Origin of the sequence: Pseudofrankia saprophytica (genome assembly GCF_000235425.2) — a bacterium.
Classification (GTDB): Bacteria; Actinomycetota; Actinomycetes; order Frankiales; family Frankiaceae; genus Pseudofrankia; species Pseudofrankia saprophytica.
The window spans coordinates 6,577,948-6,589,794 of sequence record NZ_KI912266.1 but is presented as its reverse complement, the minus strand read 5'-3'; the positions used below and the strand labels follow the sequence as shown (position 1 = coordinate 6,589,794).

Annotated in this window: 11 protein-coding genes; 9 read left to right on the top strand and 2 right to left on the bottom strand. The window is 72.7% G+C overall.

Annotated elements, in window-relative coordinates; all coding sequences use genetic code 11:
* From FRCN3DRAFT_RS46675 to FRCN3DRAFT_RS55405, 3 genes are all read left to right on the top strand, one after another.
* A partial coding sequence (locus FRCN3DRAFT_RS46675) for a ComEC/Rec2 family competence protein (protein WP_035925316.1) occupies positions 1–840 on the top strand: 840 nt, incomplete at its 5' end.
* 248 nt (positions 841–1,088) lie between these two features.
* Positions 1,089–2,078: a DNA polymerase III subunit delta gene (gene holA, locus FRCN3DRAFT_RS0227920; RefSeq protein ID WP_232794175.1), complete on the top strand. Its 990-nt coding sequence runs from the start codon at positions 1,089–1,091 to the stop codon at positions 2,076–2,078.
* Between the two features lie 353 nt (positions 2,079–2,431).
* Positions 2,432–2,584: a hypothetical protein gene (locus FRCN3DRAFT_RS55405; RefSeq protein WP_198536043.1), complete on the top strand. Its 153-nt coding sequence runs from the start codon at positions 2,432–2,434 to the stop codon at positions 2,582–2,584.
* A gap of 310 nt (positions 2,585–2,894) precedes the next feature.
* On the opposite strand, the gene lepA is transcribed toward FRCN3DRAFT_RS55405, so the two are convergent.
* On the bottom strand, positions 2,895–4,739 hold the full coding sequence (lepA, locus tag FRCN3DRAFT_RS0227910) for a translation elongation factor 4 (protein WP_007519775.1): 1,845 nt from the start codon (positions 4,737–4,739) through the stop codon (positions 2,895–2,897).
* Positions 4,740–5,128: 389 nt separating this feature from the next.
* Here lepA and rpsT point away from each other — a divergent pair, with 389 nt between their 5' ends.
* Positions 5,129–5,398 carry a 30S ribosomal protein S20 gene (rpsT, locus tag FRCN3DRAFT_RS0227905; RefSeq protein ID WP_007519777.1) on the top strand — a complete coding sequence of 90 codons (270 nt, stop codon included), beginning with the start codon at positions 5,129–5,131 and terminating at the stop codon, positions 5,396–5,398.
* A gap of 176 nt (positions 5,399–5,574) precedes the next feature.
* Here rpsT and FRCN3DRAFT_RS0227900 read toward each other — a convergent pair whose 3' ends face one another.
* The gene (locus FRCN3DRAFT_RS0227900; RefSeq protein ID WP_007519779.1) at positions 5,575–5,769 is read right to left on the bottom strand and encodes a hypothetical protein; all 195 of its coding nucleotides are present in this window, start codon (positions 5,767–5,769) and stop codon (positions 5,575–5,577) included.
* A gap of 215 nt (positions 5,770–5,984) precedes the next feature.
* On the opposite strand from FRCN3DRAFT_RS0227900, the gene hemW reads away from it, so the two are divergent.
* The 5 genes from hemW to FRCN3DRAFT_RS46665 form a co-directional block, all read left to right on the top strand.
* Positions 5,985–7,205, top strand: a complete 1,221-nt coding sequence (hemW, locus tag FRCN3DRAFT_RS0227895) for a radical SAM family heme chaperone HemW (RefSeq protein ID WP_007519781.1) — start codon at positions 5,985–5,987, stop codon at positions 7,203–7,205.
* Between the two features lie 339 nt (positions 7,206–7,544).
* The gene (gene hrcA / locus FRCN3DRAFT_RS0227890; RefSeq protein ID WP_027141005.1) at positions 7,545–8,564 is read left to right on the top strand and encodes a heat-inducible transcriptional repressor HrcA; all 1,020 of its coding nucleotides are present in this window, start codon (positions 7,545–7,547) and stop codon (positions 8,562–8,564) included.
* 159 nt (positions 8,565–8,723) lie between these two features.
* Complete coding sequence (dnaJ, locus tag FRCN3DRAFT_RS0227885; protein ID WP_007519785.1) at positions 8,724–9,863, top strand: molecular chaperone DnaJ; 1,140 nt, start codon at positions 8,724–8,726, stop codon at positions 9,861–9,863.
* Positions 9,860–10,612: a 16S rRNA (uracil(1498)-N(3))-methyltransferase gene (locus FRCN3DRAFT_RS0227880; RefSeq protein WP_007519787.1), complete on the top strand. Its 753-nt coding sequence runs from the start codon at positions 9,860–9,862 to the stop codon at positions 10,610–10,612. The genes dnaJ and FRCN3DRAFT_RS0227880 overlap by 4 nt, the downstream gene beginning before the upstream one ends.
* Before the next feature lie 166 nt (positions 10,613–10,778).
* Positions 10,779–11,847, top strand: a 1,069-nt coding sequence (locus FRCN3DRAFT_RS46665) for a PhoH family protein (protein WP_007519789.1), incomplete at its 3' end; no start/stop codon positions are given.

Below are 11,847 nucleotides of genomic sequence, written 5' to 3'. Positions count from 1 at the left end.
TTGCTGCTCGCCCGGTGCGTCCTCGTCGGCCGGCTCGCCGGCTGGCCGCCACCCGGCTGGCTGCTCGTCGCCTGTGACGTCGGTCAGGGAGACGCCCTCGTGCTCGCCGCCGGGCCGGGCGCCGGAGTGCTGGTCGACGCCGGGCCGGATCCCGCCGCGCTCGCCGCCTGCCTCGACGACCTGGGGATCCGCCGGCTGCCCGTCGTGCTACTCAGCCACCTGCACGCCGACCACGTCGACGGGCTCTCGGCCGTGCTCGGACACCTACCGGTCGGCGAGGTCCTCACCGGGCCGTTGCACGAACCGACCGACCGGTGGGCGGCGCTGCGGGCCGAGACGGACGCGGCGGGCGTGCCGATCGTCCAGGCCGGCGCCGGCGACAGCCGTGAGGTCGGGCCGGTGACCATCCAGGTGATCGGGCCGGTACGCCCCCTGCGCGGCACCGACAGCGACCCGAACAACAACAGCCTGGTAAGCGTCGCCCATACCGGCGGCCTGACGATCCTGCTCGCCGGCGACGCGGAGCACGCCGAGCAGCGCCAGCTGCTGAGCGCCGGGGCGGTCGCCGCCGCCGCGCCCCACCTTGACGTCCTCAAGGTCGCCCACCACGGCTCCGCGAGCCAGGAAGCGGGCCTGCTCGGCGCCTCCGGCGCCCAGGTAGCGCTGATCAGCGTCGGCGCCGACAACCAGTACGGCCACCCGGCGCCGGCCACGCTCGCCGCGCTCACAGCCGCTGGGATCCCCTACGCCCGCACCGACACCGACGGCCCCGCCGCCGTCGTCGCGGCCTCCGCCGGCACCCCCGCGCTGGTCGTGCGCCGTCACCGCCGTGCCGGCTGAGCGCGCCCGGGCGCACCTGTTGCCTCTTGTTACCTCTTGCCTCGGTGCGCGGGCCGGCTTGGGGGACCGGGTTGCCTTGGGCGAGCGGGCCGCCTTGGGGTGCGGGCCGCCCTGGGCGTGTGGGTTACATCGCCGTCGCATGCCCGCTCGCCGCACCGGCCGGGGTGCCGTCGGCGCCGTGGACCGAAAGGCCGGCGCGCGGTGGGCGTGATCGGCCGGACGGGCGAGGCTGTGCCATGCTCGGTGCCGTGCCGCCTTCGCCGGTCCCACCGCTCGTCCTCGTTCAGGGAGACGAGGAACTGCTGGTCGCCAGGGCCGTGCGCGAGACGCTCGCCGCGGCCCGCGCCACCGACCCGGAGCTGGAGGTGGTCGACCGGGCGGCGGGCGAGTTCACCGAGTCCGACGTCGTAGACCTCGGTGCGTCGTCGCTGTTCGGCGGCCTGCGTGCCGTCGTCGTCCGCGCCGCCCAGGAGCTCACCGACGAACTGCGCGACGCGCTGATCACCTACATCGCGCATCCGATGGACGACGTCGTGCTCGTCGTCGTCCACAACGGCGCGGTCCGCAACCGCAAGATCGTCGACGCGATGAAGGCCGCCGGCGCCCGGATGATCGCGATCTCGAAGATCACTCGGCCCCGGGAGCGACACGACTTCGTCGTCGCGGAGGTGCGCCGGGCCGGCGGGAAGATCGCCGATGCCGCGGCCACCACCCTGCTCGACGCGGTCGGCAGCGACCTGCGCGAGATCGCGGCGGTCTGCGAGCAACTGGTCGCCGACACCGACGGCCCGATCGACGAGGCCGCCGTCCACCGCTTCCACCGCGGCCGCGCCGAGGCCAGCGGCTTCGCCGTCGCCGACGCGGCCATCGCCGGCGACCTGGCCGGCGCGCTCACCCTACTGCGCCAGGCACTCGAGACAGGGACGGCGACGGTGCTCATCAGCAGCGCGGTCACCGGCGGGCTGCGTGACCTCGCCAGGGTCGCCGGCGCCGGCGGCGGCTCCAAGTTCGACCTCGCCCGTGCGCTCGGCATGCCGGACTGGAAGGTCGAGCGTGCCCAGCGTTCGGCCCGTTCCTGGTCGGACGAGGGACTCGCTCGTGCCCTGCGCGCCGCCGCCGCGGCCGACGCCGGCGTCAAGGGCGGCGCCGCCGACTCCGCCTACGCGCTGGAGACCCTCGTTCGCACGGTCGTCGACGCGCGCGGACGCAACGCCCGTGCGGGCGCGGGCGCCCGATGACCGGCCGCCACGAGGCCGGCCGCCCCGGGCCAGGCCAGGAGGCCGGTCACCAGGCCCCTGTCGCCGGTCGCCCGGCCGCCGCCGGTCGGCCGGGCGGCGCGGGCGCGAGCGGTGCCGGTCCGAGCGGTGCCGGTCCGAGCGGTGCCGGTCCGAGCGGTGCCGGTCCGAGCGGTGCCGGTCCGAGCGGTGCCGGTCCGAGCGGTCCCGGTCCAAGCGGTCCCGGTCCAAGCGGTCCCGGTCCAAGCGGTGCCGGTCCGAACGGTCCCGGTCCGAGCGACATCCCCCTGGCTGGGGACGGCGAGGCGGGGCGGGAGCAGACCGGGTTCGGCTTCCGGATCCTGCCCGCCGGCTGGATGCGCGGCCTGCTGTTCACGGTGACGGCGGTCCTGACCGTCGTGATCGCGCTCTCCGACCTGACCAGCGCCTGGGTCCTGCTCGCCCTGCCACTCGCCGTCGTGATCGCCGTCGCCTACCTCGAGACCCTCGACCGGATCACTCGCCCCTGACCTCCGCGCGCCCTTTCCTCACCGGCCGAGGACCGCCTCGTCGAGGCAGGTCACATTGGGATCGGGACGACGGTCCTGACCCCAATGTCGACTGCCTCGACACCGGTGTCGGTCAAGACTCGGGCATCGCTCCAGCCGGAGCCGATGATCGTTGGTCTGGCCGCCGCTCAGCTCCAACGCCACGCCAAGCCCTGAGGCTGGGGGCGGCCACCACCACCCGCCACACTCAGCCGAACGTTGCGCACCGCCTTCGAGGAACGCCGCACCTGCCAATCGGTGGGAGAGGCGCAAGCGGTGGGGGAGGTGGGGGTCAGCCGGAGCGGTTGCTCTTGGAGGCGTCGTTCGAGAGAGCGGCGATGAAAGCCTCCTGCGGGACCTCGACCCGGCCGATGGTCTTCATCCGCTTCTTGCCCTCCTTCTGCTTCTCCAGCAGCTTGCGCTTACGGGTGATGTCACCGCCGTAGCACTTGGCGAGCACGTCCTTGCGAATCGCGCGGATGTTCTCCCTGGCGATGATCCGGCTGCCGATGGCGGCCTGGATCGGCACCTCGAACTGCTGACGCGGGATCAGCTCGCGCAGCTTGCCGGTCATCGAGACGCCATAGGCATAGGCCTTGTCCTTGTGCACGATCGCAGAGAAGGCGTCGACGGTCTCGCCCTGCAGCAGGATATCGACCTTCACCAGGTCGGACATCGACTCGCCGGCGGGGTCGTAGTCCAAGCTCGCGTAACCGCGGGTCCGCGACTTCAGCGCGTCGAAGAAGTCGAAGATGATCTCGCCGAGCGGCATCGTGTACTTCAGCTCGACCCGGTCGGCCGCCAGGTAGTCCATACCCTTGAGCACCCCGCGCCGCGACTGGCACAGTTCCATCACCGCACCGACGAAGTCCGTCGGCAGCAGCACCATCGCGTCCACCACCGGCTCGTGCACCTCAGCGATCTTGCCGGTCGGCCAGTCGCTCGGGTTGGTCACGGTGTGCTCGGTGCCGTCCTCCATCACCACCCGGTAGACGACGTTCGGCGCGGTGGAGATGAGCGTCAGGCCGAACTCGCGCTCCAGCCGCTCTCGGACGATCTCCAGGTGCAGCAGGCCGAGGAAGCCGCAGCGGAAGCCGAAACCGAGCGCCGCCGACGTCTCCGGCTCATAGGTGAGGGCCGCGTCGTTGAGCTGCAGCTTGTCCAGCGCCTCGCGCAGCGCTGGGTACTCGCTGCCGTCGATCGGGTAGAGGCCCGAGTAGACCATGGGCAGCGGGTCGCGGTAGCCGCCGAGCATCTCGGTCGCGGGGCGGCGGGCCGAGGTGATCGTGTCGCCGACCCTGGCCTGCCGGACGTCCTTGACGCCGGGGATGACGTAGCCGACCTCGCCGGCCGACAGCGACCCGGTGACCACCGGCTCCGGCGAGATGACGCCGACCTCGAGGGTCTCGTGGGCCGTGCCGGTGGACATCATCAGGCAGCGGTCGCGGGTGGTGATCGAGCCGTCGACCACCCGGACGTAGGTGATGACGCCGCGGTAGATGTCGTAGACGCTGTCGAAGATCATCGCGCGGGCCGGGGCGTTCGGGTCGCCCGACGGCGGGGGGACTCGCCGTACGACCTCGTTGAGCAACTCGGGGACGCCCACGCCCGTCTTGCCGGAGACCCGCAGCACGTCGCTCGGCTCGCAGCCGATGATGTTCGCGATCTCCTCGGCGTACTTCTCCGGCTGCGCCGCCGGCAGGTCGATCTTGTTGAGGACGGGGATGATCGTCAGGTCGTTCTCGATCGCCAGGTACAGGTTCGCCAGCGTCTGCGCCTCGATGCCCTGGGCCGCGTCGACCAGCAGGACGGCGCCCTCGCAGGCGGCGAGCGACCGGCTGACCTCGTAGGTGAAGTCGACGTGCCCGGGGGTGTCGATCAGATGCAGGATGTAGTCCCTGCCGTCGTCGGCCTTCCAGGGGAGGCGGACGTTCTGGGCCTTGATCGTGATTCCGCGCTCGCGCTCGATGTCCATCCGGTCGAGGTACTGGGCGCGCATGTTGCGCGCCTCGACCACGCCGGTCACGCCGAGCATGCGGTCGGCGAGGGTCGACTTGCCGTGGTCGATGTGCGCGATGATGCAGAAGTTGCGGATCAACGCCTGGTCGACACCGGGCGCCTGCGGGGCTGAGGACACGCGGGCAGGTCTCGTTTCTGGATGGGCACGCCGACGGTTCGGGCAGGCGGGTCCGGCCCACGGCCCCGCCCCGCCGGCCGGCGGCGCCGGACGGTGGTCCGCCCGCGCGGACGCGGGCTCCCCTCCATCGTGCCAGGATCCTGGGCGAGGCTGGACCGCGCGGCACCCGTGGCGTGGCCGGCGACACCATGTGGCGGCCGCGCCGCGGCCCGGCGCGGCCCCGGACAGCGGACCGGCGGTCCTGGCGGCGTCGGCCCGGCGTAACCGTAGGTCATGGGTGCTGTAGGGTTGACTGCGCTGCATCGGGTCCTACCGCGCGCCGCGTGAGACCCTGGACGCGGCACCCAGACCGAAGAGCTACTCCCAACTCGACGACGAGGTTTCCCCGCGTGGCCAACATCAAGTCGCAGATCAAGCGTATTCGTACCAACGAGCAGGCCCGGCTGCGCAACAAGGCCGTGAAGTCCGAGCTGAAGACCGTGGTGCGCCGCTTCCGTGAGGCCGCCGACGCCGGTGACGTCGAGACCGCCACCACGTCGCTGCAGATCGCCTCTCGCAAGCTCGACAAGGCCGTCAGCAAGGGCGTCATCCACGCCAACCAGGCCGCCAACCGCAAGTCGGCCATGGCCAAGCAGCACGCCAGCCTCACCAGCTCCTGAACCTCACCAGCTCCTGAACCGGCTTCACTAGCCGGTCCAGACCGGAGGCTGGCGCGAAAAGCCGGGACGCGGCCGCGTCCCGGCTTTTGTCGTGCGGTGGGCGTCGGCCCGCGGGTGCCGCGATCGGCTCACGGGTGCCGCGATCGGGGTCGGGCAGGAGCTAGAACTCCCAGGAGCTAGAACTCCACCGCCGGGGACGCGAACGAGGGGGGCGGTGCCAACGGGAGCGGGATGGGCTGGGTGGCCGGCTCCTCGGCCCGGGGGTACGTGACGGTGCCGGTGCGGTACTCGGTGGTCCGCGGCGGCAGCAGCGCCAGGCCCTGCTCCAGCAGATCTGCCTCAAAGAGGAGATCCATGACGTCTTCGTCCATATGTCCGATCCTTCCGCACGGATCGCGACAAAGCCACGACGACACGCACATCATGGCTGCAACACCCGTCAACCGTTGATAAACATCTGACGGCGGCTGGCGGGCCCCGGGCCCACCTGGCCAGGCGGTAAGACCACGCGGAACCTACAGGAACCGCGCGTATTTGGCGGATAGGTACAGCCGGGGACACCGCGGGTCGGCGCACACTGGAGGACATGTCCGCCAAGCCACCCGAGGGCCAGTCCCCACCGGCCGACGGCACGCTGCCGGCCGCGGCGCTCGCCGAGCTCCCTCGGCACGCGTTCGGGATCTACATCCACGTGCCGTACTGCGCGGCCCGCTGTGGTTACTGCGACTTCAACACCTACACCGCCGCCGAGCTCGGCGGCGGCGCGAGCGCGGCCACCTTCGCCACCACCGCGACCGCCGAGATCCGGCTGGCCGCCGAGGTGCTCGGCGCCGGTGCGCCGGCGGTGGACACGGTGTTCTTCGGCGGCGGGACCCCGACCCTGCTGCCCCCGGCGGACCTCGCGGCCCTGCTCGGCGCCGTCGACGACACGTTCGGCCTGCGGCCCGGCGCCGAGGTCACGACCGAGGCCAACCCGGAGTCGGTCGACGCGGCCGCGCTGGAGCAGCTGCGCGCCGGGGGCTTCACCCGGGTCTCGTTCGGGATGCAGAGCGCCCGGCCGCACGTGCTCGCCACCCTCGACCGCCGGCACACCCCCGGCCGGCTCCCTGACGTCGTCGACTGGGCGCGCAAGGCCGGCTTCGACCAGGTCAGCATCGATCTGATCTACGGCGCCCCGGGGGAGTCCGAGCGGGACTGGGCGGCGAGCCTCGCCGCCGCCGTCGAGCTCGCCCCCGACCACGTCAGCGCCTACGCGCTCACCGTCGAGGAGGGCACGAAGCTCGCCCGCCGCGTCCGCCGGGGCGAGCTGCTCGAGCCCGACGACGACCTGCTCGCCGACCGCTACATCCAGGCGGACGAGATCCTCGGGGCCGCCGGCCTCACCGCCTACGAGGTCAGCAACTGGGCCAGCGGGCCGGACGCCTGGTGCCGGCACAACCTGGGCTACTGGCGCGGCGCGACCTGGTGGGGGATCGGCCCCGGGGCGCACAGCCACGCCGGCGGGGTGCGCTGGTGGAATGTCCGCCACCCGACCGAGTACACCCAGCGCCTGCGCGCGGGCCGCAGCCCCGCCGAGGCCAGGGAGACCGTCTCCTCCGGCGACCGGCGCGTCGAGCGGGTGATGCTCGGGGTGCGCCTCGCCGAGGGCCTGCCGGTCGAGGAGCTCACACCCGGCGGGCTCGCCGCCGTCGACGAGCTGGTCGCCTCCGGCCTGGTCGACCCTGCGGGCCTCGCCGCCGGCCGGATCAGGCTGACCCGGCAGGGCCGGTTGCTGACCGACACGGTCGTCCGCGCCCTCCTGCCCTAGCTCTGACTGGCGCTCCAGCGCCCGAGAGGCCGGTGCGCGTTAGACTTGGCACTCGCGACGACGGAGTGCCAGATGGGATCGATCTGGCAACTCGTCGGGCCCGACATGCGCACCATGGACTATGCGAACAACGACGGCGCGGATGACCAGGGTGCGCGCGGGCGCGGTCACCCGGGGTTCCTGCCGGATCGCCGGCGATGGCTCGACGGCGGAGGAGGCGCGCAGATGATCCCGCGCTCCGGCCGCCACGGCGGCGCGGGAGGCCAGGGCCGTCGTGGCCCGGCGGACCTCCCCGGGTATGTGGTGTCCGGTCCGGTGGTCACCGAGGGGGTGCGCGACGTGCTCGAGGAACGCCGCCTGGAAGTGCTGCGGGCGATTGTCGAGGATTTCGTGCTCAGCAACGAGCCGGTCGGCTCGAAGGCGCTCGCCGAGCGGCACGCGCTCGGGGTCTCGCCGGCCACCGTTCGCAACGACATGGCCGCCCTCGAGGAGGACGGCTACATCACCCAGCCGCACACCAGCGCGGGCCGCATCCCGACGGACAAGGGCTACCGGCTGTTCGTCGACCGGCTCTCCGGCGTCCGGCCGCTGTCACGGGCGGAGCGCCGCGCCATCCAGAACTTCCTCGAGGGCGCTGTCGACCTCGACGACGTGGTGCGCCGCTCGGTCCGGCTGCTCGCCCAGCTGACCCGCCAGGTCGCCGTCGTGCAGTACCCGTCGCTGACGACCAGCAGGGTGCGCCACATCGAGGTCGTCCAGATCAGCCCCGGGCGGCTGCTGATCGTCCTGATCACCGACGCGGCCCGGGTGGAGCAGCGGGTCGTCGACGTCGCCGAGCCGCTCGACGAGGACACGGTCGCCGAGCTGCGCAACGTGCTCAACCGCGCGCTCGGCGGGCGGCGGCTCGCCGACGCCGCCGAGGCCGCTGCCGTCCTGCCGGACGAGGCGGGCCCCGGGCTGCGCACCCAGCTCACGGCGCTGGCGACCGTCCTCATCGAGACGCTGGTCGAACGGCACGAGGAGCGGATCGCGCTCGCGGGCACGGCGAACCTGACCCGTTCGGCGCTGGACTTCTCCGACTCGCTGCGGGCGATCCTCGAGGCGCTCGAGGAGCAGGTCGTCCTGCTCAAGCTGATCGGCTGGGCTCGCGAGCCAGGTACCGTTACGGTACGCATCGGCCGCGAAACCGACGTCGACGCGCTGCGATCCACCGCCGTCGTCGCGACCGGCTACGGCCGGGGGGCGGCGGCGCTCGGTGGCATGGGAGTGGTCGGTCCGATGCGGATGGACTACCCGGGAACGATGTCCGCGGTCTGGGCCGTGGCCAACTACGTGGGTGAACTCCTGGGCGCCGACTGAGGCCAAGGGGCGTGCAAAAATGATCGTTGCTTGCGCGCCCGGCGGCAGCGGTGCCGACCGAGAGCCGAAGGGCGCACGAAATGATCTTCGACTGCACGCCCGACGGCCGTTGTCTCCAGGATCAGTAAGGGGTCGTGACTTCTAGCGGTGGGCTTCTAAATGGCAGTGGACTACTACGCGGTTCTGGGTGTCTCCCGTGAGGCGACCGGGGACGAGATCAAGCGGGCGTACCGCAAGCTCGCCCGGGAGCTCCACCCCGACATCAACCCGGACCCGGAGGCGCAGCAGCGGTTCAAGACCGTGACCGCCGCGTACGAGGTGCTCTCCGACCCGGAGAAGCGCCAGATCGTCGACCTCGGCGGCGACCCGCTGGCCCCGGGCGGTGGCGGCGGCGCCGGCTCACCGTTCGGCCCGGGGTTCGGCGGCCTCGGCGACATCATGGACGCCTTCTTCGGCGGCGGCGCCAGCCGCGGGCCGCGCTCCAGGGTCCGCCGCGGCAACGACGCGCTGCTGCGGATCGAGCTCGACCTCGCCGAGACCGCGTTCGGGACCAACCGCGACATCATGGTCGACACCGCGGTCGTCTGCGAGATCTGCACCGGTTCCGGCGCCGCCCCCGGCACCGCGCCGACCACCTGCCAGACCTGTGGCGGTCGAGGTGAGATCCAGCAGGTCACCCGCTCGTTCCTCGGGCAGATGGTCACCTCGCGGCCGTGCACCCGCTGCTCGGGTACGGGCACCGTCATCGAGCACCCCTGCCGCGAGTGCGCCGGCGACGGGCGGGTGCGCAAGCGCCGCACCCTCACCGTCAAGATCCCGGCCGGCATCGGCGACGGCATGCGCATCCGGCTGTCCGGCGAGGGCGAGGTCGGCCCTGGTGGCGGCCCGGCGGGTGACCTCTACGTCGAGGTCTCGGAGCGGGCGCACCCGGTCTTCACCCGGGAGGGCGACGACCTGCACTGCGAGCTGCGGCTGCCGATGACCGCCGCGGCGCTGGGCACGTCGGCGACGATCGAGACGCTCGACGGGGCCGAGACGATCACCTTCAAGCCGGGTACCCAGCCCGGCGAGGCGATCCGGCTGTCCGGGCGGGGCGTGCCGCACCTGCGCGGTGTCGGCCGCGGCCACCTGCACGTCCACGTCCTGGTCGAGACGCCGGTCAAGCTCGACGCGGAGCAGGAGCGGCTGCTGCGAGAGCTGTCCCGGCTGCGCGCCGAGGAGCAGCCGACCGTCGTCAGCACCGCAACGACCCCCACCGGCCTGTTCAACCGCCGCCGCGGCGGCCGCCGCAAGACTTGACGACCACCCCGGTCTTCCACCTGGCGCCGCTGCCCGCCGACGACGCGTTCACGCTTGACGGACCGGAGGGGCGGCACGCGGCGACGGTCCGGCGCCTCAGGGTCGGGGAGCGGCTCGACGTCACCAACGGCGCCGGTTCGCTGCTGCGTTGCGAGGTCGCCGCGGCGCGTCGCGACGAGCTCGACTGCCGGGTGCTCGGCCGGACGGACGTTCCCGAGCCCACGCCCCGGCTCGTCGTGGTCCAGGCCCTGGCCAAGGGGGACCGCGGCGAGCTCGCCGTCGAGATGCTCACCGAGGCGGGCGTGGACGAGATCGTGCCCTGGCCAGCGGCTCGCAGCGTCGTGCGCTGGGAGGGCGAGCGCGGCGCGCGCGCCAGGGCACGCTGGGCGGCCACCGCCGCCGAGGCGGCGAAGCAGTCCCGCCGGGCCCGCTGGCCCGCCGTCGCCGAGCCCGCCCGCACCGCCTCCGTGCGCGACCGGCTCGCCGCCGCCGGCCTCGCGCTGGTGCTGCACGAGGCGGCGGCCGTCTCGCTGGCCGCGCTTCCCGGCCGTCACGAGCCATGGCCGCCAGCTGGCGAGATCGTGCTGGTCGTCGGACCCGAGGGCGGCCTCGCCGACGAGGAGCTCGCCGCCTTCGAGAAGGCCGGCGCGACGGCGGTGCGGCTCGGCCCGACCGTGCTGCGCACGTCGACGGCCGGCGTGGTCGCCGCCGCCGTGCTGCTCGCGGCCACGGGTCGCTGGGACGGCTAAACTCGACCTGGAAGCTCGTATGTGTTGTTCGTGCGGGTCTCGAAACGAGACGCGCCCGGGCGACCCACGCGAAGCGACCCGCACGGAACCACCTAGCCGGACCAGCCCAGCGCCCGACGAGACGCACGACCGACGAGAGGTGTCTCGGCCCATCGTGGCCGTCCTCATGCCCGAATCCGCCACCTCCACCGGCGCCGCGTCCCAGGGCGCCCAGACGGTCACCCGTTTCGTGGTGCCCGGCCCGCACAGCATGGTCAGTCTGCTGGGCCAGCAGGACGAGCTCCTGCGGGTCATCGAGCAGGCCCTGCATTCCGACATCCACGTCCGCGGCAACGAGATCACCATCACCGGCGAGCCGACGGAGAACGACCTGGCCGTCCGGCTGTTCACCGAGCTGTCCGCGCTGCTGGACGCCGGCACGGTGCTCAGCGCCCAGCACATCGACCACTCTCTGGCGATGCTGCGCGGCGGCGACGAGCGCCCCGCCGAGGTGCTCACCCTCAGCATCCTGTCCGGCCGCGGCCGGACGATCCGCCCGAAGACGCTGAACCAGAAGCGCTACGTCGACGCGATCGACACGCACACGATCGTGTTCGGCATCGGCCCGGCGGGCACTGGCAAGACGTACCTGGCGATGGCCAAGGCGGTGCAGTACCTGCAGGCCAAGAAGGTCAACCGGATCATCCTGACCCGGCCGGCCGTCGAGGCGGGAGAGCGGCTCGGCTTCCTGCCGGGCACGCTCTACGAGAAGATCGACCCGTACCTGCGCCCGCTGTACGACGCGCTGCACGACATGGTCGACCCGGACTCGATCCCCCGGCTGATCCAGAGCGGCACGATCGAGGTCGCGCCGCTGGCCTACATGCGCGGCCGGACGCTCAACGACGCGTTCATCATCCTCGACGAGGCGCAGAACACCTCGGCCGAGCAGATGAAGATGTTCCTGACGCGGCTGGGCTTCGGCGCCAAGATCGTCGTCACGGGTGACATCACCCAGGTCGACCTGCCGTCGGGCACCCGCAGCGGGCTGCGGGTGGTCCGGGAGATCCTCGACGGCATCGAGGACGTGCACTTCGCGAACCTGACCAGCACCGACGTGGTCCGCCACCGGCTCGTCAGCGAGATCGTCGACGCGTACTCGCGCTGGGACGCGGCCGGCGGCGGCGAGGCTCCGGTGGCGCCGCCCGGCGCCCCGCGCTCCCGGCCCACGGCCAGGGCGGCCGCTCGCGGGGACC

What these genes read in the sequence shown, in the direction of transcription:
- FRCN3DRAFT_RS55405 (WP_198536043.1), top strand. Translation starts at nt 2,432, where the DNA reads ATGCGCGGCCTGCTGTTCACGGTGACGGCGGTCCTGACCGTCGTGATC.
- FRCN3DRAFT_RS0227900 (WP_007519779.1), bottom strand. Translation starts at nt 5,769, where the DNA reads ATGGACGAAGACGTCATGGATCTCCTCTTTGAGGCAGATCTGCTGGAG.
- hemW (WP_007519781.1), top strand. Translation starts at nt 5,985, where the DNA reads ATGTCCGCCAAGCCACCCGAGGGCCAGTCCCCACCGGCCGACGGCACG.
- dnaJ (WP_007519785.1), top strand. Translation starts at nt 8,724, where the DNA reads ATGGCAGTGGACTACTACGCGGTTCTGGGTGTCTCCCGTGAGGCGACC.